This is a genomic window from Ensifer adhaerens (assembly GCF_020035535.1).
Lineage (GTDB): Bacteria > Pseudomonadota > Alphaproteobacteria > Rhizobiales > Rhizobiaceae > Ensifer.
Window position 1 is genome coordinate 2,812,956 of the sequence record NZ_CP083350.1, and the last position, 20,037, is coordinate 2,832,992.

At 63.2% G+C, this 20,037-nt stretch carries 21 protein-coding genes; 12 read left to right on the forward strand and 9 right to left on the reverse strand.

What is annotated here, in order from left to right; all coding sequences use genetic code 11:
- Positions 1-5 precede the first annotated feature (5 nt).
- Both xth and LAC81_RS32855 read left to right on the forward strand, forming a co-directional pair.
- A complete protein-coding gene (xth, locus tag LAC81_RS32850; protein WP_223728790.1) occupies positions 6-779 on the forward strand; it encodes an exodeoxyribonuclease III in 774 nt (257 codons plus the stop codon).
- A gap of 163 nt (positions 780-942) precedes the next feature.
- Complete coding sequence (locus tag LAC81_RS32855; protein WP_223728791.1) at positions 943-1,149, forward strand: TOBE domain-containing protein; 207 nt, start codon at positions 943-945, stop codon at positions 1,147-1,149.
- Positions 1,150-1,207: 58 nt separating this feature from the next.
- Here LAC81_RS32855 and tsaA read toward each other — a convergent pair whose 3' ends face one another.
- The 4 genes from tsaA to LAC81_RS32875 are packed head-to-tail and all read right to left on the reverse strand — an operon-like array spanning position 1,208 to position 4,593.
- Positions 1,208-1,729: a tRNA (N6-threonylcarbamoyladenosine(37)-N6)-methyltransferase TrmO gene (gene tsaA / locus LAC81_RS32860; RefSeq protein ID WP_223728792.1), complete on the reverse strand. Its 522-nt coding sequence runs from the start codon at positions 1,727-1,729 to the stop codon at positions 1,208-1,210.
- Complete coding sequence (locus tag LAC81_RS32865; protein WP_223728793.1) at positions 1,704-2,528, reverse strand: ABC transporter ATP-binding protein; 825 nt, start codon at positions 2,526-2,528, stop codon at positions 1,704-1,706. Before LAC81_RS32865 ends, tsaA begins: the two co-directional genes overlap by 26 nt.
- Positions 2,525-3,532, reverse strand: coding sequence for a FecCD family ABC transporter permease (locus LAC81_RS32870; protein WP_223728794.1), 1,008 nt, complete (start codon positions 3,530-3,532; stop codon positions 2,525-2,527). Before LAC81_RS32870 ends, LAC81_RS32865 begins: the two co-directional genes overlap by 4 nt.
- Positions 3,533-3,555: 23 nt before the next feature.
- Positions 3,556-4,593, reverse strand: coding sequence for an iron ABC transporter substrate-binding protein (locus LAC81_RS32875; RefSeq protein ID WP_223728795.1), 1,038 nt, complete (start codon positions 4,591-4,593; stop codon positions 3,556-3,558).
- Between the two features lie 225 nt (positions 4,594-4,818).
- Between LAC81_RS32875 and LAC81_RS32880 the strand changes: the two genes are divergently transcribed.
- The 10 genes from LAC81_RS32880 (at position 4,819) to LAC81_RS32925 (ending at position 15,336) form a co-directional block, all read left to right on the forward strand.
- Positions 4,819-6,588 (forward strand): cytochrome c biogenesis protein DipZ, encoded by a 1,770-nt coding sequence (locus LAC81_RS32880; protein ID WP_223728796.1) that lies wholly within the window; start codon positions 4,819-4,821, stop codon positions 6,586-6,588.
- A 9-nt stretch (positions 6,589-6,597) separates the two neighbouring features.
- Positions 6,598-7,335, forward strand: coding sequence for a peptide-methionine (S)-S-oxide reductase MsrA (gene msrA / locus LAC81_RS32885; protein WP_223728797.1), 738 nt, complete (start codon positions 6,598-6,600; stop codon positions 7,333-7,335).
- A gap of 182 nt (positions 7,336-7,517) precedes the next feature.
- Positions 7,518-7,712 carry a hypothetical protein gene (locus LAC81_RS32890; RefSeq protein WP_223728798.1) on the forward strand — a complete coding sequence of 65 codons (195 nt, stop codon included), beginning with the start codon at positions 7,518-7,520 and terminating at the stop codon, positions 7,710-7,712.
- Between the two features lie 63 nt (positions 7,713-7,775).
- Positions 7,776-9,101 carry an acetamidase/formamidase family protein gene (locus tag LAC81_RS32895; protein WP_223728799.1) on the forward strand — a complete coding sequence of 442 codons (1,326 nt, stop codon included), beginning with the start codon at positions 7,776-7,778 and terminating at the stop codon, positions 9,099-9,101.
- 351 nt (positions 9,102-9,452) lie between these two features.
- Positions 9,453-10,253, forward strand: a complete 801-nt coding sequence (locus LAC81_RS32900) for an SDR family NAD(P)-dependent oxidoreductase (protein ID WP_223728800.1) — start codon at positions 9,453-9,455, stop codon at positions 10,251-10,253.
- An 84-nt stretch (positions 10,254-10,337) separates the two neighbouring features.
- Positions 10,338-11,675, forward strand: a complete 1,338-nt coding sequence (locus LAC81_RS32905; protein WP_419195854.1) for an epoxide hydrolase family protein — start codon at positions 10,338-10,340, stop codon at positions 11,673-11,675.
- 53 nt (positions 11,676-11,728) lie between these two features.
- Positions 11,729-12,367 (forward strand): VOC family protein, encoded by a 639-nt coding sequence (locus tag LAC81_RS32910; protein WP_223728802.1) that lies wholly within the window; start codon positions 11,729-11,731, stop codon positions 12,365-12,367.
- A 79-nt stretch (positions 12,368-12,446) separates the two neighbouring features.
- On the forward strand, positions 12,447-13,388 hold the full coding sequence (locus LAC81_RS32915) for a GlxA family transcriptional regulator (RefSeq protein WP_223728803.1): 942 nt from the start codon (positions 12,447-12,449) through the stop codon (positions 13,386-13,388).
- Between the two features lie 160 nt (positions 13,389-13,548).
- A complete protein-coding gene (locus LAC81_RS32920) occupies positions 13,549-14,601 on the forward strand; it encodes an alpha/beta fold hydrolase (protein WP_223728804.1) in 1,053 nt (350 codons plus the stop codon).
- A gap of 318 nt (positions 14,602-14,919) precedes the next feature.
- Positions 14,920-15,336: an organic hydroperoxide resistance protein gene (locus tag LAC81_RS32925; RefSeq protein WP_223728805.1), complete on the forward strand. Its 417-nt coding sequence runs from the start codon at positions 14,920-14,922 to the stop codon at positions 15,334-15,336.
- Positions 15,337-15,479: 143 nt separating this feature from the next.
- On the opposite strand, the gene LAC81_RS32930 is transcribed toward LAC81_RS32925, so the two are convergent.
- From LAC81_RS32930 to LAC81_RS32950, 5 genes are all read right to left on the reverse strand, one after another.
- A complete protein-coding gene (locus LAC81_RS32930) occupies positions 15,480-16,814 on the reverse strand; it encodes a sensor histidine kinase (RefSeq protein WP_223728806.1) in 1,335 nt (444 codons plus the stop codon).
- Positions 16,811-17,551 (reverse strand): response regulator, encoded by a 741-nt coding sequence (locus LAC81_RS32935; protein WP_223728807.1) that lies wholly within the window; start codon positions 17,549-17,551, stop codon positions 16,811-16,813. The genes LAC81_RS32930 and LAC81_RS32935 overlap by 4 nt, the downstream gene beginning before the upstream one ends.
- Before the next feature lie 240 nt (positions 17,552-17,791).
- Positions 17,792-18,031, reverse strand: a complete 240-nt coding sequence (locus LAC81_RS32940) for a tautomerase family protein (protein ID WP_223728808.1) — start codon at positions 18,029-18,031, stop codon at positions 17,792-17,794.
- Positions 18,032-18,146: 115 nt separating this feature from the next.
- Entirely contained in the window at positions 18,147-18,860 is a 714-nt protein-coding gene (locus tag LAC81_RS32945) for an SDR family NAD(P)-dependent oxidoreductase (RefSeq protein ID WP_223728809.1), read from the reverse strand.
- A gap of 143 nt (positions 18,861-19,003) precedes the next feature.
- Positions 19,004-19,936 carry a LysR family transcriptional regulator gene (locus LAC81_RS32950; RefSeq protein WP_223728810.1) on the reverse strand — a complete coding sequence of 311 codons (933 nt, stop codon included), beginning with the start codon at positions 19,934-19,936 and terminating at the stop codon, positions 19,004-19,006.
- Positions 19,937-20,037: the final 101 nt, after the last annotated feature.

Below are 20,037 nucleotides of genomic sequence, written 5' to 3' on the forward strand. Positions count from 1 at the left end.
CCGGGATGAAGATTGCCACCTTCAACATCAACGGCATCAACAAGCGCCTTGAAAACTTGATCGCCTGGCTAGAGGAAACCAAGCCGGATGTTGTCTGTCTGCAGGAACTGAAGGCCACCGATCGGCAGTTTCCGCGCTCGGCGATCGAGGCGGCCGGCTATGGCGCGGTCTGGCAGGGACAATCCGCCTGGAACGGTGTTGCGATCCTCGCCCGCGGCAACGAACCTGTCCTGACCCGCGTCGGGCTCGACGGAGATCCCTCGGATCGCCAGGCTCGCTACATCGAGGCCGCCGTCAGCGGCATCCTGGTCGCCTGCCTCTATGCCCCCAACGGCAACCCGCGGACCGGCCCCAAATTCGCCTACAAGCTCGGCTGGCACGAGCGTATGGCCAAACATGCCGCCGAACTCTGCACGCTCGATCTGCCTGTCGTGCTCGCCGGCGACTACAACATCGTGCCGGAGCCGCGCGACATCTACCCGACAACCTCCTACGACAACAATGCGCTGGTCCAGCCCGAAAGCCGCGCCGCATTCGGCGAACTTCTCGACCAGGGGTGGCTCGACGCGCTGCGCAAGATCCACCCGAAGGACCAGCTTTTCACCTTCTGGGACTATCGCCGGAACCGCTGGCAGCGCGACGCGGGGCTTCGGCTCGACCATATGCTGCTCAGCCGCAAGCTTTCCCGCAAGCTCAACGGTGCCGGCATCGATCGCCAGGTTCGTGGCATGGAGGGTGCGAGCGACCATGCGCCGGTGTGGATCACGCTTCGCGATTGACATGACAATGCCGCGGGAGAAACTGCACGTCCATGCTGACGATGATACTGTTTCGCCTCGTAGGTTGCTAATCGCAGCCCCGATCCGGGGTAAACCCCGTCCGGTCTAGTGGATGAAAGCGGCGATCGCGACATTCAGCCTAGTCAACACGAAGGAGAACCGCATGAAAATCAGCGCGCGCAACCGCCTCAAGGGCAAGATCGTCGAAGTCGTCAACGGCGCCACCACCGCCCATGTCCGGATCGACGTCGGCGGCTCGATCGTGACCGCAGCGATCACCAACGATTCGGTCGACGAACTCGGCCTGAAGGTTGGCGGCGAAGCCTACGCGGTCATCAAGGCTTCGGACGTTATGGTCGGGATCGACTGATACGCTTGCGGCAAGGGCGTGCGGATCGACCGTCGCGCCCTGCCAAGTCGCAGCCGGATCACGCCTTCTGGCAATGATGCACGTTACCGTCACCGGTCTCGAAATCGCCGCTCTGCGGCGGCGCGATCGGCTTGAACAGCGTCCGGTCGGGCTTCAGATCGATGAGCGGCGTGCCGTCGAGGCAGTCGAGACCGCGCACGAGAAGGGTCGAGCCCTCCACCGTTTCGAGTTTGACGATCGAGGTGCCGATCGGGTTGGGGCGGACCGGCGAGCGCAGCGAAAATGTCCCATGCACTTCGCCGTTGCTGGCGGGGCTTTGCAGCACCAGGTCACGCCGTGAACGGTCGAGCCAGTAGAGGATTTCCAGCCGTTCGAACGCATCCACGCCCTTCAGCGCCAGGACCCAGGGCTCGAAGATTTCGATGCGGCACAGTGGTCCGTCATGTCGGCCCTGGCGCGGAGTTTCCATACGCGACGTCCAGGGCGTCGAAATACGGCCGATGAAGACGAGGCCGGCATCGGTTGCCGCGGGCGGTGCCACGGCCACCTCGTTCTCACGGATTTCGTTCTGGCGAAACATGGTCTGTTCCTTTCCTTGCAGAGGGAGATGTGAGGCGCGGCGCACAGAGGCGGGCCTCACTGCCGTCGATCGAGCCGATCACCACATCGATGTCGTAGAGTTGTTTGAGGGCAGCGGGCGTCAACACGTCCTTGGGCAAGCCGAGCGCGATGAGCTTTGATACGTGAAGGAGGGCGAGGCGGTCCGCGACCAGTAAGGCGTGATCCGGATTGTGCGTCGAAAGCACGACCGAAAGCCCGTGTTCCGCCAATGCCCGGACATGAGAAAGCACCCGCATCTGGTTACCGTAGTCGAGATTGGCGGTCGGTTCGTCCATGACGAGGATGGAGGGTTCCTGCGTCAGCGCGCGGGCAATCAGCGCCATCTGGCGCTCGCCACCGCTGATCTCCGTATAGGGACGTATGGCAAGGTGGGCCATGCCAAGGCCGGAAAGTGCCTCCAGGGCGATCCGGCGATCGCGGGCGCCAGGCGACGAGAACGGCGCGAGGTGAGGGGCTCGCCCCATCAACACCACCTCCAGGACCGTAAACGGGAACAGTGCTGCATGCGCTTGCGGTACATAGGCGATCTGTTTGGCGCGTTCGCGCCGCGACCAGGCGGAAAGCGGTCGTCCGTTAAGGAGAATGTCTCCAGCCTTGACTGGCAGGAGGCCGAGGACGGTCTTGAACAGCGTCGTCTTGCCGGCGCCGTTGGGACCGAGCAGGGCCAAAACCTCGCCGGATGCAAGCGACAGGGAGACATTCTCGCCCACCGTGCGTCCGCCATAGCCGAAGGCGAGCTCCCTGATCTCCAGCGTCATTGCCAGGCCCTCCGGCCGGAGGCGAGCAGCCAGAGGAAGAAGGGCGCGCCAACGGCAGCCGTCAGGATGCCGAGCGGCACTTCGATGAGCGCAATGCTGCGCGCCAGCATGTCGACAACGAGCAGATAGGCAGCACCTGCTATCATCGAGGCCGGCAGCAGGCGGCGAAAGTCCGGGCCAACAAGCATGCGCGCGATATGCGGGATGACGAGGCCGATCCAGCCGATGACGCCGCTGACGGAGACGGCCGCCGCGGTGATCAGTGTTGCCGCCGCGATCAGCACACCGCGGGTAAGGCGTGTGTCGACGCCCAAGGTCTGCGCTTCCTCGTCGCCGAGCGTCATCAGGTTCATGCGCCAGCGAAAAAGCACCAGCGGCACCAGCCCGATCAAAAGCGACGGCAGGATCGAAACGACGTCGAGACGCGTGATCGCAGTGAGGCTGCCGAGCAGCCAATAGGTGATCGCCGGCAACTGGTCATAGGGATCGGCGAGGATCTTGATCAGCGATATGCCGGCACCCACGAGGGCGCCGATGGCGATCCCGGCCAGGACCAATGTCAGGGCTGGATCGCGTCCGCGGATTGCCATGCCGACGGCATAGACCGCAGCGACCGCAAGCAGCCCGCCGGCAAAGCTGATCGCCTGGATTGCGAGGACCGGCAGCGACAGAAAGATGCCGATGACGGCGCCGAGACTTGCGCCGCCGGAAACGCCGAGAATATCCGGCGAAACGAGCGGATTGCGGAAAAGCCCCTGATAGGTGGCGCCGGCCGCGGCGAGTGCCGCGCCGATCAGGATCGCGCCGGCCACGCGCGGCAGCCGCACGTTCCAGAGCACGGTCGAAAGAACGGGATCGCTCGGCTGTCCCAATAGGGCCGCGCGCAGCGCCCCGGCGATCTCCGACGGGCCGGCATATTTGCCGACCGACATCGAGACCAAGGCCAGCAGGAGGAGGGGGCCGACGAGGAGCCAGAGATTGCCCTTGCGCCTGTCGGCCGTCATTTCCGATGTTTGCTGCCTCCGGTTCATTTCGAAGCCGGCACCGCCCCCTTCAGGAGCGTGGCCACTTGTTCGTCCGTCAGGTCGACCTGATAGAACAGCTTGTAGAAATCGCGGGTCTCAGCCGTCAGATCGCCCTTGACGCTGTCGGGATAGAACAGCTTCTGCAGCCATGCGACGCCGATCAGTCGGTTGATCGCAGGCGGCGAATCGAACCAGCCGTAAGGCAGGGACGGCGCGGTGAACACCCGACCGGTCGTGACGGCCTTAACGTCGGCCCAGAGCGGGTCCTTCTTGGCCGAGGCCGCAAACTTGCCGCTTGCAGCGATGATGACGTCCGGGTTCCAGGAGAGGATCTGTTCGAGCGACACCTGGGTCAGGCTGCCCTTGCCGGCTGCCGCCGCTACGTTCTCGGCGCCGACGGCTTCGAGGATCTCGACATTGATCGAGCCGGAAAGTCCCGTTTCCAGCCCTTCGGGGCCGCGACCATAATAGACGCGCGGCCGCTGATCGGCCGGTATCTTGGCGAGACTGTCGTTCAGGTCCTTGATCCGCTGGTCGGCATAGGTTGCCAGCGTTTCGGCGCGTTCGGTCACGCCGAGCAGGGCGCCGACGTCACGCAGCGTCTTGCCGCTATCGGCGAAGCGGCCGTCGATCAGCACGTAAGGAATGCCGGTCTGCGCCTGCACCTTGTCGGCGAGCGAGCGGTAGGTGTCGTTGACGGTGCCGACGTCGAGGATGATGTCCGGCTTGGCGGCAAGCACCGCCTCGACATTGGCGCTGCCGCCCTTGCCCGTGAGCTGGCCGTAGGTCGGCAGGTCCCGGACCGACGGCATGAAATATGCCTTTTGCTCCTCCGTCGGCTCGCGCACCCAGCCGGCGAGCTTGTCCGGAGCCAGGACGTAGGTGAGCACCGAGGCCGGCGGACCGGCGGTAAGCACGCGGGTGATGGTATCGGGAACCTCCACCTTTCGTCCGGCGGCGTCGGTGATCGTACGCGCCTCGGCTGCGCCTGAGGCAAGGCCGAGCATGGCGGAAAAGATTATCGCAAGAGATTTCAACATGGAGGCCACGATAGCGAGAGGGATCGGTCGGGCCGCACTATGGCATGCCGTTATATCTCATGGAATATATTGATTGCGTGATTTGCGATGGTGGGGCTGCACCCTGATGCATTGCGATACAAATCCGCTCCTGTCGGAAACATCCGCGATACGTCGCGATGGTCCTCTGCCGCACGTGACAAGCGATCTGTGCCTCGGGCATCGATCCCATGCGGAGAGACGGTGATGATCCTCTTTGTTGTAGCCTATCTTGCCGGCGCGCTGACGATCGTCAGCCCGTGCATCCTGCCGGTGCTGCCATTCGTGTTTGCCCGCGCCGGCCAGCCTTTTTCCACCAGCATTCTCCCGATGCTGCTCGCCAAGATCGTGACCTTCGCGGGTATCGCCTCGCTTGCAGCCCTCGGCGGCAACTGGGCGGTGCAGGCGAACGCCTATGGCCGCTACGCAGCGATCGCGATGCTCGCCGCTTTCGGTGTAACGCTGCTCTCGACGCGGGCTGCCGCCTTGGTGACCGGTCCGTTCGTGGAACTCGGCAACCGACTGTCGAGGAAGGCCGCCACCGGGAGGAAGGGCAGCGTCGGCGGTTCGATCCTGCTTGGTGTTGCAACCGGATTGCTCTGGGCGCCGTGTGCCGGGCCGGTGCTCGGTCTGGTGCTGACCGGGGCGGCGCTGAACGGCGCGAATGTGCAGACGACGCTGTTACTTGTCGCCTATGCGGCCGGTGCTGCGACCTCGCTGGCGCTCGCTGTTTTGGCAGGCGCCAGAGTATTCGCGGCGATGAAGCGCTTCCTCGGCATCGGCGACCGCATCCGCCAAGGTCTCGGCGTTGCAGTGCTTGCCGGCGTTGGCTCGATCGCGCTGGGCCTCGACACCGGACTTTTGGCGCAGCTTTCCTATGCGAGCACGTCGGGCGTTGAACAGTCGATCCTCGATCGCCTGCGCAGCGCTGCATCGCCCGTGGACGTCGCAAGCACCCGTATGACCCTTGCCGCAAAGGATACGCGACAGGCGGCCTATCGCAGCGACCTTCCGGTCGAAGGACAGTTTCCGTCGCTTGACGGTGCAGTTCAGTGGCTGAATTCGAAGCCGCTGACGCCTGCCGAGCTTCGCGGCAAGGTCGTCCTCGTCGATTTCTGGACCTATTCCTGCATCAACTGCATCCGCACCATCCCCTATGTCAGGGCCTGGGCCGAGAAGTACCGGGATCAGGGCCTCGTCGTCATCGGCGTGCACGCTCCGGAATTCGCCTTCGAGAAGCAGATCGGCAACGTCGAGAAGGCGGTGCGCGATTTCAAGATCAACTATCCGGTGGCGATCGACAACGATTTCATCATCTGGCGCGCCTTCTCCAACAACTACTGGCCGGCCCACTACTTCATCGATGCGGAGGGACAGGTCCGTTACACCCATTTCGGCGAGGGCGACTATGAAGGTTCCGAGCGCGTGATCCAGGAACTGTTGGCGGAGGCGGCGGGAAAGCGGAAGACCGAAAACGGGCTCGTCGCGCCAAAGGCCGCGGGCGCGGAAGCCGCGCCTGACCTCGCACGGCTCGGCTCCGGCGAGACCTATATCGGCTATGCGCGGGCCGAACACTTCGTCTCGCCGGAAGGCGTTTCGGCCGACGCCGCCCAGCGCTACACCGTTGGCGAGCCCCGCCTCAACGAATGGGGCCTCACCGGCAACTGGACTGTCGGCGCCGAAGAGGCGCGCCTCAATGCGGCAGGTGGGGGCATCACCTACCGGTTCCGGGCCCGCGACCTGCACCTGGTGCTCGGGCCTGGCGCTGGCGGCAAGCCAATACCGTTTCAGGTGACTGTCGATGGGGTCGTGCCCGGCGCGGACCACGGCGCCGATATCGACGCGAGCGGCAAAGGCGCCGTCACGGAGACCCGCCTTTACCAGCTTGTGCGTCAGTCAGGCGCTTCGCGGGAACGGACGTTCGAAATCCGCTTTCTGGAACCCGGTGCGGAAGCCTTCGTTTTCACCTTTGGATGAGAGTTTGACATGAGCGACAAACAAAAGCAGCACGGGCGCGGCTGGCCCGTCTTCACCCAACGTCTTCTCGTCGCCGCGACCATGGTCGGTGGTGGATTGACCTTCGCGCTCAATGGGCAGTCGGCGGCACAGGAGGCAAAGCCTGTGCCGAAAGCACTTCACGATATCTGGCCGGCCGAAGGACGCCAGACGGCGGTGTTGGCCGGCGGTTGCTTCTGGGGCGTGCAGGCGGTGTTCCAGCATGTGGCCGGCGTCAAGGGTGTCACGTCAGGATACGCGGGCGGCAGCGCGGGTACGGCGACCTACGAGCAGACGGAGACCGGCACCACCGGGCATGCCGAAGCGGTGGAAATAACGTTCGACCCGAAGCAGGTGAGCTACGGCAAGTTGCTCGAGATCTACTTCTCCGTTGCCCATGATCCGACGCAGCTTGGCGGGCAGGGACCCGACAGCGGACCGCAATATCGGTCAGCGATTTTTCCGCGCAATGACGAGCAGGCGAAGGTTGCCGCCGACTATATCGCGCAACTGAACGCGGCAACCGTCTTCGCCCGGTCGATTGCGACGACGATCGAGCCCGGCAAGGCTTTCTATCGGGCCGAGGCATATCACCAGGATTACGTCTACAACAATCCCGGCCAGCCCTATGTTGTCATCTACGAGAAACCGAAGATCGGCGCGCTGCACCGCCTGTTCCCGGGCCTCTATCTCGAGAAGCCCGTGCTTGTAGCGGACAGCGCTGCCTAGCGGATGAGACGCCGTGGGGCCTCCCGGCGGGCCAAGCCAGTTCAGCCTTTTACACAAGGATACAGTTTCGCGGCCGGCTGCACACACCCGCGATACACCCAAGAGACACTCTAGCCGCGAGCACGTTTCGAGCCTTTGGCGGCGAAACGCCGCTGCTGACATCAATAACGGAAGGAGCCATCATGCGTATCTTCGCGACAGTTTTCGCCATCGCCGCGCTCGCGGCGGCACCATGCGCCTGGGATAGCGACCCGAGAGAACCCTCGCCTCTTGCCGTACTCGTCTCGGGTTCCGGATCCGCGACGGTTGCTGAGCAGGGAGCAGGATTGCTGCAGGAGGCGCCGCATGAGGAGCTTGCCGAGCCGTTCTTCAACTGATGATAGTACCGCCGAGACGGGTGGCCTGAACCTTTGATGCCAATCAACCTGGAGGAAAGTGAGATGCTGGAGAAAACGAAAGAGCGGCAGACGACCGGGGCTCGGACTGTATTTGTCAACGAGTTGACCAATGGGATCCTCGACCCGGCCGAGTCGATGCTGGGGCCCGTCGCCGATGGCGGTGTCATCATCGCGAACACAGCGCCGGGATGTTGGGGCCCGATGATCACGCCGGAGATCCGCGGCGGACATGAGGTGACGCGCCCTGTGGCGGTCGCGGGCGCGGAGGTCGGCGATGCGATCGCCATCCGGATCCGCTCGCTCATCGTCACCTCCGCGGCGACGGCTTCGGGAAACGACGAGGTGGTGGCAGGACGCTTCAACGGCGATCCGTTCTGCGCGGCTGTTTGCCCGGGTTGCGGCACGGAATGGCCGCGTACGCGTGTGGAAGGCATCGGCCAGACTGCGATCCGCTGCGAGACATGCGGCGCGGACGCGACGCCCTTCGTCTTCACAAACGGCTATACGATCGCCTTCGACGATGAGCGCCAGGTGGGCCTGACCGTCGGCAAAGCGATGGCGGAGACCTTCGCCACGGACGCGGAACGGCTGTTGGCGCTGCCGGACGGCTCGATCCAGCACCCCATCCTGACCTTTGCACCGGCCGACCTCGTCGGTGTTGCCACAAGGCTCAGACCATTCCTTGGCCAATTGGGCACGACGCCGTCGAAGGCGATGCCGGACTCGCACAATGCCGGCGATTTCGGCCAGTTTCTGACCGACGCACCACATGCCTATTCCCTGACCGCGGATGAACTCGTTCGGCATAAGACTGACGGCCACATGGACGTGAACACCGTGCGGGAAGGCGCGATCCTGATCTGCCCGGTCAAGGTACCGGGGGGCGGCATCTATATGGGCGACATGCATGCCCTGCAGGGAGACGGCGAAATTGCCGGTCATACCTGCGACGTCGCCGGCACGGTGACCCTGGAGGTCCATGTCATCAAGGGGCTCAAGATCGACGGGCCGATCCTCCTGCCGGTGCTGGATGATGTACCGTTCCTTGCGCGTCCGCTTAACGCGGCGGAACGCACGCGGGTGGCGGCACTTGCCCGCAAGCACGGTGTCCGAGAGGTCGAAACCGACGCCCCGGTCACCTTCATAGGCACGGGCGCGAACCTCAATGATGCGACCACGAACGGGCTGGAACGGGCGGCAGGCCTGCTCGGCCTTAGCGTTCCCGAAGTGATGAACCGGGTGACGATCGCAGGTGCCATCGAGATCGGTCGCCACCCGGGTGTGGCGCGGGTGACGTTCCGCGCTCCGCTCAGCCTGCTCGACGCAAAGGGCATCGGCTCCTTTGCGCGCAGTCTCTACAACCTCTGAACCGCCTGCGTCTTGCAGGGCGCCGATTGCGAATGAGAGCGGGGTCGACGTGATGTCGGCCCCGCTCTTTTTTTGCTGACGTCAAAGGTTAGCGGGAGAACTCCGGGGGCATTCGTATCGCTCTGCCGCAATGCCGGATCTCCAAACATTGAGATACACAGACGCTGCTCCCGAACACATCACGGATACACCGCGCACGCATGGTCACGGCGAAATTGGATTGCATCGCGCAGATGCGATCCTGACCTTCGGCAGCCGATGTTTATGTCCTGAAATGAAGGAATTACGACATTTGAGCCATTGACGTTTGGCCTTACCATCGAGGCTCCAACCAAGGCAAAGGAGCTTGAAATGAGCAGGAATTCCAAGGGTACGGCACTGATCACCGGCGCGTCCTCCGGCATCGGTGCAATCTACGCCGATCGTCTGGCCCGCCGCGGCTTCGACCTGATCCTCGTTGCCCGCAACCGTGAGCGATTGAATAGTCTCGCCAGCCGTCTGGCGGACGAGACGGGGCGCGCCATCGAAGTCGTCGCGGCCGACCTCGGCAACAGGGATGATGTCAGGCGGGTCGAGATGATCCTCCAGAGCGATGCGAGCATCACGGTGCTGATCAACAATGCCGGGGTCGGTGCCACCGCGCCTCTGCTTGCCTCCGATGTCGACAAGATGGAAGAGATGATCACGCTCAACGTCAGCGCACTGACGCGGCTGACCTATGCGGCGGCACCTGGATTTGCCGCGCGCAGCACGGGTACGATCATCAACATCGCCTCCATCGTCGGCGTGGCGCCCGAGCTTCTGAACGGCGTCTACGGCGGGACCAAGGCCTTCGTGCTGGCCTTTACGCTGTCGCTGCAGAAGGAGTTTGCCGACAGCAACGTCCGCATTCAGGCTGTGCTTCCGGGTGCGACCGCCACGGATTTCTGGGGCATTGCCGGCACGCCGCTCGAGCACGTTCCAAGCGAGATCGTCATGCGGGCCGAAGACATGGTGGACGCAGCGCTTGCCGGCTTCGACCAGGGCGAAGTGATCACCATTCCGGCGCTGCCGGATGCCGGTGACTGGGCGGCCTATGAGGCAGCCCGCCAGAAACTCATGCCCAACCTTTCCAGGAGCGCACCTGCTGCTCGCTACAACACCGGGGGATAGCTCCCGATTTCCACCGGGCTCCCAACCCGGAACGTCTGGCGATGCCTGAGGCATCGCTTCCACAACCGAACCAGGAGAATGATGATGTCCAGACGCTATTTGCCAGATGCCAAGCGTAGCCGCTTGGCCGCCATCGCGCTGTCGGGAGCGGTCGCGATCCTGCTTCCCCCGCTTGCAGCCGGGGCCGCTTCCTCGGCGGGCGGCACCCAGATCGTGGCCGCAGCAAAGCCGGCGACCGACGAAGCCATCCGCCCCTTCCAGTTCCATGCCGGTGATGCCGCACTTGCCGACCTCAAGCAGCGCATCGCGGCGACCAAATGGCCGGACCGCGAACTGGTTAAGGACGGAACCCAGGGCGTTCAGCTCGCCACCATGCAGAAACTCGCCGAGTATTGGGCGACGAACTACGATTGGCGCCGGGTGGAAAAGCAACTCAACGACCTGCCGCAGTTCGTGACCAATATCGACGGCGTCGACATCCATTTCATTCATGTGCGGTCCAAGCACAAGAACGCGATGCCGCTCATCGTCACCCACGGCTGGCCGGGCTCGATCATCGAGCAGTTGAAGATCATCGATCCCCTGACCAATCCGACTGCCCACGGCGGCAGCGAAGCCGATGCCTTCGACATCGTCATTCCTTCGCTGCCCGGCTACGGCTTCTCCGGCAAACCCAACGAACTCGGATGGGACCCGGTCCGCATCGCCAAGGCCTGGGCCGTGCTGATGCAGCGTCTGGGCTACACCCACTATGTTGCGCAGGGCGGTGACTGGGGTGATGCGGTCACGGAGCAGATGGCGTTGCAGCGGCCGGCCGGGTTGCTCGGCATCCACACCAACATGCCGGCGACGGTTCCCTCCGAGATCCAGGAGAGCCTGGATGCCGGCGCTCCGGCCCCCTCGAATCTTTCGACCGACGAGCGCCGTGCCTATGACCAGCTCGACTTCTTCTACAGGAACGGGTTGTCCTATGCCCAGGAGATGAGCAAGCGCCCGCAGACGCTCTATGGCATCGAGGACTCGCCGATCGGGCTTGCCAGCTGGATACTCGATCATGACGCCCGCAGCTACGAGCTGATCGCCCGTGTCTTCGATGGTCAATTGGAAGGGCTGAGCCGTGACGACGTGCTCGACAACATCACGCTCTACTGGCTGACCAACACGGCCGTCTCCTCGGCGCGGCTCTACTGGGAAAACAAGCTCGCCTTCTTCCAGCCGAAGGGCATTCAGATTCCGGTGGCCGTCAGCGCCTTCCCGGACGAACTCTATCAGGCGCCGAAGTCTTGGGCGGAAAAGGCGTTCCCCAAGCTCATACACTATAATCGCCTCGCCAAGGGGGGGCACTTTGCAGCCTGGGAACAGCCTGCCGCCCTGGTCGATGAGCTGAGGGCCTCGTTCAAGTCACTGCGTCAACCGAGCTGAAGGGAAGAGGCGCGCGAAGGCGCGCCCTCCCGTTCCAACCAAGGAGAAGTGCCATGACAAATTCAGAAAGTGCCAACAGAACCCCATCGGTTGATCTGAAGTTCGAGGTCGCCGTCATTCCCGTCTCGGATGTCGATCGGGCCAAGAGTTTTTACAGTGGCCTTGGCTGGCGGCTCGATGCCGATTTTCCGGTCGGTGATACGTTCCGGGTCGTCCAGTTTACCCCACCGGGCTCGCCGGCGTCGATCCACTTTGGCGATGGGCTGACCTCGGCTGCGCCCGGCTCCGCCAGTGGCCTCTATCTCGTCGTTTCGGACATCGAAGCCGCGCGCGCCGAGCTTATCGAGCGTGGCGCGGAAGTCAGCCAGATCTTTCACCGGGAAGGTCCCGGAAAGCCGCCGATCAGCGGCCGTGACCCCGCGCGCCGCAGCTACCGCTCCTATGCCACCTTCAGCGACCCCGACGGCAACGGCTGGCTTCTGCAGGAAGTGACCGAGCGTTTGCCCGGCCGTGTGGATGCCGATGTCACGGACTTCGCTTCGGTGGGAGACCTTGCGGCGGCCTTGCGTCGCGCCGCAACTGCCCATGGCGAGCACGAGAAGCGGACGGGTGGCCAGCACGATCACAACTGGCCGGACTGGTATGCGACGTACATGGTCGCAGAGCACGCGGGCAAACCGCTTCCCGAATGAGATGCGGCTATGATCGTCGCGTTCCCTTCATGGCGGAAATCTGCTATAAGCGATCATTCCAGACAGGGATGGCTTTGACATGCACAGGATCGGCTACGTCGTCTTTCCAAGATTCCAGCTCATGGGGTTCGCGGCGGTCACCGCTTTCGAGATCGCCAATCTGACGCTCGGAGAGCAGGCCTACGGGATCGAGTTGCTGTCAGAGGCGGGCGGCGAGATCAAATCGTCCGCCGGTTTCGGTGTGCTCACAAAAGCCGTCGACGATACGGTCTATGACACCGTCATGTTCGGCGCGGGCACTCAGATCGAACCGGTTACTCCGGGGCTGGTTGCCTTTGCGCGCCATGCACTCAAAGCCTCGCGGCGGGTGGCGGCACCCTGTACCGGTGCCTTCATCCTTGCAGAATCCGGACTGCTCGACGGCCGTCGCGCCACGACCCATTGGGTGTTTGCGCGTCAGCTCCGAGAGCGTTTCCCGGAGATTAGAGTCGAGGAAGATCGCATCTTCATCGTCGACGGCAGCGTGTGGACCTCGGCCGGCATGACGGCCAGCATCGATCTGGCGCTTGCGATGATCGAAAAGGATCATGGCGAGGACGTCGCGCGCCAGGTCGCGCGCAAGCTCGTCGTCTATCACCGGCGCGCCGGCGGGCAGTCGCAATTTTCCGCCCTGCTTGAACTGGATCCAAAGTCGGATCGCATTCAGAAATCGGTCAACTACGCCAAGGCCAATTTGCGCAATGCGTTGTCGGTGGAGGAGCTCGCCGATGCCGCCGGCTTGAGTTCGCGCCAGTTCAGTCGCGCCTTCCGCTCCGAGACCGGCCAGTCGCCGGCAAAGGCCGTCGAACATCTGCGCGTAGAGGCGGCGCGCCTGTTGATGGAACAGGGGCGACATTCCATGGACGTGATCGCCGAGGAAACAGGTTTTGCTGACAGCGATCGCATGCGCCGCGCCTTCCTGCGCACGCTTGGCCAACCGCCTCAGACGATCCGCCGCAATGCGCGTGAAGGCATCGCCTGAACCGGACGCCACTGCGGTTTGCCGTGCCTTGGTAGAATTGTATCGCCGTGTATCCGCGGCCTGCCGTTCTACACTTGCTTTCAATCGGGGCCGCAGGGAACACGCCCGGGATACACTGGCGCTCCATTTCTGATGCAGTTCAGTTCACCGGAGGCACCCCATGTCGGACGAAATCAACCATCCACGGCGTCGTTTCATCGGCGCAATTGCGCTTTCGCTGGCGGCGACGCAATTCGCTTTGACACGCGTTGCCAGAGCGCAATCGGGAGACAGCGCCACGCCACGCCTGCCGGCCATCACCCCCGGGACGAACAAGTCCTTCCCCACCCTCAAGCAGGTCGATGCGGGTGTCCTGAACGTCGGCTATGCCGAACTTGGCGCGAGTGACGCTCCGGTCGTCATTCTGCTGCACGGTTGGCCCTATGACATCCATACCTATGTGGATGTGGCGCCGCTCTTGGCAAATGCCGGCTACCGCGTCATCGTTCCCTATCTGCGCGGCTACGGCACCACCCGGTTCCTCTCCGCCGATACACTGCGAAACGGCCAACAGGCGGTGATTGCCACGGACATCATTGCGTTGATGGACGCACTCAAGATCGACAAGGCGGTCATTGGCGGCTGCGATTGGGGTGCTCGCACAGCCAATATCATTGCCGCTCTCTGGCCCGAACGCTGCAAGGCGCTCGTCTCCGTCAGTGGTTATCTCATCGGCAGCCAGGAGGTGAACAGGAAGCCGCTTTCGCCGCAGGCAGAGCTTGCCTGGTGGTACCAGTTCTACTTCGCCACCGAGCGGGGGTATGCCGGTTACAAGCAGAACCACAAGGAGTTCGCCAGGCTGATCTGGAAGCTTGCCTCGCCCAAGTGGAACTTCGACGATGCCACCTTCGACAGCAGCGCCGAAGCGCTTGAGAACCCCGACCACGTCGACATCTCGATCCACAATTACCGCTGGCGCCTCAGCCTCGCCGAGGGTGAAGCACAGTACGACGACCTCGAAAAGCAACTGGCGCAGTTCCCGACCATCACTGTCCCGACCATCACGCTCGAGGGCGACGCCAATGGTGCGCCGCATCCGGAGCCGGCGGCCTATGCCAAGCGCTTCTCCGGCAAGTACGAGCATCGGCTGATCACCGGCGGCATCGGCCACAATCTGCCACAGGAGGCACCGGTGGCCTTCGCCAGGGCGATCGTCGACGTCGATCGTTTCTAGTTCTTCTCCCGCAGCTTGCGTGGAGGCGCGGGGTTCCGGTTCGCCGGTCCCGCGCTTTTTTTGCGTGCTGATGCGGCGTTTGGAGCCTGCCCGGCATAGTGTGTGGCACCCCGGCCAGGGACCAGCCGCAAGCGCGCAGGTCCATGTTCCGTGGCCGCCTTCGTATCAGCATGTATCCATTCCGGGTCTTGGCAAACTGCCACACATTTCCGCTTCCCTGATGAAACATCCCATACACCTGCGGAGCGCCATCTGTGTCTCGACAGTCGCAAAGGGCAATCGGGCCCGAAAGGAACTCCTGTCGAAAGGAAGAACACGATGATCGAAGCTGAAAAGGTACTCTACACCGGCAAGACCCACACGACCGGCGGGCGCGACGGCGCCGCCCGGAGCGACGACGGACGCCTGGACGTCAGGCTCTCTACGCCCGGCAGTTCGCGGCCGGGCACAAACCCGGAGCAGCTCTTCGCTGCCGGCTGGTCGGCGTGCTTCATCGGCGCAATCGGGCTGGCGGCCGGCCAGCGCAAGGTTGCGCTCCCCTCGGACCTTGCCGTCGACACGGAGGTGGACCTGCGCAATCGCAACGGCGGCTATTTCCTGCAGGCGCGGCTCAATGTCAGCCTGCCGGGGGTCGATGCGGATGTGGCGCGTCAACTGGTCGATGCTGCGCACCAGACCTGCCCCTATTCCAAGGCGACGCGCGGCAACATCGATGTGACGATCAATCTCGTCTGAACGTGCTCCGACTGCGGAATACCCTATAGCATCACCCAACGGTGGCGGCGGCCGATGAGGCCGCCGCTTTTTTGATTGGAGGACTGGCTGCGTTTGGCGTGGGGTGGGTACGGGAGTGTGAAGCCACCGCCCCCTGTTATGCCTCATGCCCGGTGAGGACGAATGGTAAGCTCCGCAGCCAAACCGCCGCCGGTACGATTCTTCAGGGTCAGAGAGGCGTTGATGGAGGCGGCAAGCTGTTGGGCTATGGCAAGGCCGAGGCCTGTTCCGCCAGTATCGCGGTTGCGGGAGTCCTCCAGCCGGACGAAGGGTTTGAGGACTGCATCCAGCTGATCTTCGGGAATGCCGGGTCCGTGGTCGAGCACCTTGATCGTCACGCTGTCGTCAGCAAGCCGCCTGACCTCGATCTCGGCGCTGCCGCCGAACTTGAGCGCGTTGTCGACCAGGTTGGTCAGGATGCGTCTGAGCGCCTGGGGGCGGGTGATGATCGCGCCGCCATCGACGTCGTTGGCGGTCACCGCCTTGCCGGTGTCCTGATAGTCATAGACGAGGCTCTCGATGAAGGAGGAAAGATCGATGCGTGTCGCCTTTTCGACATTGCCATGGGCGCTGCGAGCATAGGCAACACCCTCCTTCACCAGGCTCTCGATCTGCCCGAGATCCTGGATCAACTTCTCGCGGTCGGCAAAGTCGTCCGCCATTTCGGCGCGCAGCTTCATGCGGGTAATCGGAGTCTGCAGATCGTGGGAAATGGCGGCGAGGATCTGAACGCGCTCTTCGAGATACTGGGCGATGCGGTCACGCATCGCGTTGAACGCGCTCGCCGCATAGGCGACCTCGGTCGGCCCGGTTTCGCTGAGCCGCGGCGTATTGCGATTGGGGTCAAGCGTATCGGCCGCCGCTGCGAGGTTGACGAGTGGGCGGACCGCCTGGCGCATCGCAAACCAACTGCATAAAATCAAGAGCGCGAGTTGGGCAAGCAACACGAAAGGCAGCCAGTCAGCTAGCGGCATCACCCCCTTGGGATAGACGTCGATCGTCAGTGGCGACCCGTCGCTCAAGGTCAGATGCGCTTGCACGTGGCGGCGATCGCCGGGAACCGTCTCGACTTTGACCGGATATTGCGGGCCGGTCGCACGCTGGATGTTGGCGGAGAGCTCTATGGTTGCCGGATCGAGTGACGGGTTGCCAGGAACGCCTGGGCCGAGAATGAAACCGTAATTGTCTCGGCTCAGGCGGTTGAGCCACGCGCCGCGCTCGGTCGCGGGTAGGCGATCGAGTATCGCGATCGACGTCGCGATGTCGTTTTCCAGCGTGTTGAACATGACGGACTTCGCCGCGACGTAGCGCTCGAAAAACAGAACCGTGAACGACATGACATGCGCGATGGTGAGACCGGCCAGCAGGATAACGAAGAGCCGCGCCCTAAGTGTGCGCGGCCATAGCCGGATGCCTTTTGGCTCTGCGCTAGTCGTCATTCACGCGCCTCCACGATCTCGATGGGCACCGAGAAGACGTAACCTTCGCTGCGCACCGTCTTGATGTAGATCGGTTCGCGAGCGTCATCGCCGAGCCGCTGGCGGACCCGGCTGACGAGCAGATCGATCGACCGATCGAAGAGTTCGGCCTCGCGCCCTTGGGTGAGGTTGAGCAATTGGTCGCGGTTGAGCACGCGCTGGGGGTGGTCGATGAATACCTTCAGCAGCCGATACTCGGCGCCGCTGAGCGCGATTACGGTGCCGTCCGCGTCGATCAGGTGCCGGGCGGTGGTGTCGAGCTTCCACTGACCAAAGCGCAGTAGCTGTCCGGCCTCCGAAATCTGCAGGTTCGGCGGCAGCATGCGCGCGCGCCGGAGCACCGCCTTGATGCGGGCGAGCAGTTCGCGCGCGGAGAACGGCTTGGAGAGATAGTCGTCGGCACCCATCTCGAGGCCCAGGATCCGGTCCATCTCGTCGCTGCGGGCCGTCAGCATGATGATCGGGATCGCCTTGTGTTTGCCAGCGCGCAGTTCACGGCTGAGCACGAGCCCGTCGTCGCCTGGCATCATCACATCGAGCACGATGAGATCGACGGTATCGCCCTCGAGGAAGCTGCGCATCTGTCGCCCGTCGGCAACGGCCGTTGCGCGCAACCCGTTCTTCTTGAGGTAACCCGACACGAGTTCGCGGATCTCGCGGTCGTCATCGACAATCAACACGTGGTCGATATGCTCCATCGAGCAAACTCCTCAAATCCGGTTTGGTCTTGGCTTCCCTGGCGGCTTTACCCGGCCAAGGTCGAAGGCATCCGAGCAGCCCCATTGGCGCCTGGGATATGTCCTCGGTGTGTTCGCAACATCCAGACTTGCATGAGAATGTAATGCAAGCACCTCCAGATACATTTCGACACAAATTTGCAAACGAAACCCGCCGCTTGCTGTCAGGCGGCGGGTTTCGAGATCGCCCTGTCCGCGGCGTCAGCCCTTTGCCTGAGCTACCAGCTTGGCGCGATACTGCGCGGTTGGAAGGCCGCCCCAGCCCCAGTTGTCGAGTTCGACTTCCTCGATGACCACATAGGTCGATTCCAGCGGCTTGTTGAGCACGTCGAGCAGGACCTGGCTCACGCCCTTGATGATTTCAGCCTTCTCCTCGGCCGTGACTGCCTTGCGGTCCGGCGTGGTACCTTCGCGGGTCACCTGAACTGTTACGATCGGCATTGTCGTTTCCTCTTCAGATCTGGATGGTGATGGCACCATCAGGTGCCGCCTACTTGTGCGATGGCTAGCGAGGCGCGGGGCGGCTAAGATTGGGCCACTCGCGCCTCAGTCTTGCTTACCAGCGCCCGGCGTTCTGCCCGCCGTCTACATGCAGGATCTCGCCGGTGACGAAACCGGCGCCCTCCAGATAGAGGACGGCGTCGACGATATCGCGGATTTCGCCCATGCGCCCGACCGGATGCAGCGTCGAGAATGCTGCGTGGGTTTCCGGTGCGTGCATCGGGGTCTTGATGATGCCCGGCGAGACGGCATTGACGCGAACGCCGGTCTTGGCAAATTCAATGGCGAGCGCCTGGGTCACGGAATTCAAGCCACCCTTGGTGATAGATGCAAGCGCCGCCGGAACACCGGCGATCGGCTGGTTCACGAGGCTGGTGGTGATGCTGACGATGTGGCCGGAGCCCTGCTTCAGCAGCTCGCGGGCCGCGTGCTGGGTGATGTGGAAGAAACCGGCGACGTTCACCCCGAGGTTCAGGTCGTAGTCCTCCTGGGTGAATTCGGTGAACGGCTTGGCGGTGAAAACGCCGGCGTTGTTGACCAGCGTATCGATGCGGCCAAACCGCTCAAGACCCAGGCGAACGACCCGCTCGGCAGTCTCCGGCTTGCTGATGTCGCCCGCGACGCTGAGGATTCCGGCGTCCGAGCTTTCCTGGATGGACCGGGACGTGGCGATGACGCGGTAGTTGCGATCGCGGTAGGCCTGAACCAGGGCGGCGCCGATACCCTGCGATGCACCGGTGATGATGGCGACCTTCTGCTCATTGCTCATGGATGTGATCCTTATTCGATTGCAACGGGCGTTTCGCTTGGCCCGTCCTCCGCCCTCGGCGTTGGTGCAATCAGATTTAGACCCATCCGATGTGTGGGAGAATTGATGCCATACGGCGCTCAGTCGGCCGTAAATCGGCATAATTAGCTGAACGTGCCGGCGTCCGTTGCCATGCGTGCGAACTCGGTTCTGAGGCGCGGCAGCGCGAAATCTGCAAAGGCCCGGACCTTCGGAACCGACATGCGGCCCTGCGGCGCAAGAAGATGCACAGGCATCGCGGGATGTTCCGCATCAGCCAGTACGATCTTCAGGCGTCCGTCACAGACATGGCGGGCGACATGATAGGAGTAGAGCCGCGTGAGGCCAGTACCGGCGACGGCGGAGTCGGCGGCAGCACGTACGCTGTTGACGATGCATCGCGGTGTGAACTGCACCGTACGCGGGATCAAGGAGCCCTCGGCCGGCGTGAATGCCCAGGAATCGAGGCCGAAGTTGGTGAAGGCGACGATATGGTGCTTGGCGAGATCGGCCGGCTCGTCGATCCGCGGGTGGTTGGCGAGATAGCGGGGCGAGGCGACGACGACGCGCCTGATATCGCCGCCGATCCGTGTCGAGATCAGCGAGGAGTCGGCGAGGTGGCCGATGCGCAGCGCGATGTCGACACCCTCGTCGACAAGGTTCACGAAACGATCAAGCAGGAGCAGCCGGGCCGAGACCGCTGGATTGAGGTTGAGAAAGTCGTCGAGGATAGGACGCAGTACCTCCTCGCCGACGATCGGCGGCGCGGAAATCGTCAGCGTGCCGCGAGGGGCCGCTCGTTCGCCACCTGCGAGCATGTCGGCCTCTTCGAGATCGATCAGCACCCGGCGGCAGGCCGTCGCATATCGCTGACCCGCTTCGCTGAGCTTCAGCGATCGCGTCGTTCGATGTAGCAATTCGACCCCGACGTGAGCTTCAAGCAGGTTCAGGGCGCGGCTGACCGCCGTCGGCGATCGCTTCAGCCGTCGGGCGGCCGCCGCCAGGCTGCCTTCGTCGACCGCGGTCACGAAGACTTTCATTGCATCGATACGATCCATTCTGCCGCCTTTCGCGATGATCCTTGCCAGATGGCAAGCATCCACCCGCAGTCCGGTGGAAGTAAAGAGGCAGGCTCGGTTCTCGCGTCAGAGGGACCAGG

What these genes read in the sequence shown, in the direction of transcription:
- LAC81_RS32945 (WP_223728809.1), bottom strand. Translation starts at nt 18,860, where the DNA reads ATGAGCAATGAGCAGAAGGTCGCCATCATCACCGGTGCATCGCAGGGT.
- LAC81_RS32875 (WP_223728795.1), bottom strand. Translation starts at nt 4,593, where the DNA reads ATGTTGAAATCTCTTGCGATAATCTTTTCCGCCATGCTCGGCCTTGCC.
- LAC81_RS32890 (WP_223728798.1), top strand. Translation starts at nt 7,518, where the DNA reads ATGCGTATCTTCGCGACAGTTTTCGCCATCGCCGCGCTCGCGGCGGCA.
- LAC81_RS32935 (WP_223728807.1), bottom strand. Translation starts at nt 17,551, where the DNA reads ATGGAGCATATCGACCACGTGTTGATTGTCGATGACGACCGCGAGATC.
- LAC81_RS32905 (WP_419195854.1), top strand. Translation starts at nt 10,338, where the DNA reads ATGTCCAGACGCTATTTGCCAGATGCCAAGCGTAGCCGCTTGGCCGCC.
- LAC81_RS32870 (WP_223728794.1), bottom strand. Translation starts at nt 3,532, where the DNA reads ATGACGGCCGACAGGCGCAAGGGCAATCTCTGGCTCCTCGTCGGCCCC.
- xth (WP_223728790.1), top strand. Translation starts at nt 6, where the DNA reads ATGAAGATTGCCACCTTCAACATCAACGGCATCAACAAGCGCCTTGAA.
- LAC81_RS32915 (WP_223728803.1), top strand. Translation starts at nt 12,447, where the DNA reads ATGCACAGGATCGGCTACGTCGTCTTTCCAAGATTCCAGCTCATGGGG.
- LAC81_RS32940 (WP_223728808.1), bottom strand. Translation starts at nt 18,031, where the DNA reads ATGCCGATCGTAACAGTTCAGGTGACCCGCGAAGGTACCACGCCGGAC.
- LAC81_RS32910 (WP_223728802.1), top strand. Translation starts at nt 11,729, where the DNA reads ATGACAAATTCAGAAAGTGCCAACAGAACCCCATCGGTTGATCTGAAG.
- msrA (WP_223728797.1), top strand. Translation starts at nt 6,598, where the DNA reads ATGAGCGACAAACAAAAGCAGCACGGGCGCGGCTGGCCCGTCTTCACC.
- LAC81_RS32865 (WP_223728793.1), bottom strand. Translation starts at nt 2,528, where the DNA reads ATGACGCTGGAGATCAGGGAGCTCGCCTTCGGCTATGGCGGACGCACG.
- LAC81_RS32880 (WP_223728796.1), top strand. Translation starts at nt 4,819, where the DNA reads ATGATCCTCTTTGTTGTAGCCTATCTTGCCGGCGCGCTGACGATCGTC.
- LAC81_RS32855 (WP_223728791.1), top strand. Translation starts at nt 943, where the DNA reads ATGAAAATCAGCGCGCGCAACCGCCTCAAGGGCAAGATCGTCGAAGTC.
- LAC81_RS32925 (WP_223728805.1), top strand. Translation starts at nt 14,920, where the DNA reads ATGATCGAAGCTGAAAAGGTACTCTACACCGGCAAGACCCACACGACC.
- LAC81_RS32930 (WP_223728806.1), bottom strand. Translation starts at nt 16,814, where the DNA reads ATGACGACTAGCGCAGAGCCAAAAGGCATCCGGCTATGGCCGCGCACA.
- LAC81_RS32900 (WP_223728800.1), top strand. Translation starts at nt 9,453, where the DNA reads ATGAGCAGGAATTCCAAGGGTACGGCACTGATCACCGGCGCGTCCTCC.
- LAC81_RS32920 (WP_223728804.1), top strand. Translation starts at nt 13,549, where the DNA reads ATGTCGGACGAAATCAACCATCCACGGCGTCGTTTCATCGGCGCAATT.
- LAC81_RS32895 (WP_223728799.1), top strand. Translation starts at nt 7,776, where the DNA reads ATGCTGGAGAAAACGAAAGAGCGGCAGACGACCGGGGCTCGGACTGTA.
- tsaA (WP_223728792.1), bottom strand. Translation starts at nt 1,729, where the DNA reads ATGTTTCGCCAGAACGAAATCCGTGAGAACGAGGTGGCCGTGGCACCG.
- LAC81_RS32950 (WP_223728810.1), bottom strand. Translation starts at nt 19,936, where the DNA reads ATGGATCGTATCGATGCAATGAAAGTCTTCGTGACCGCGGTCGACGAA.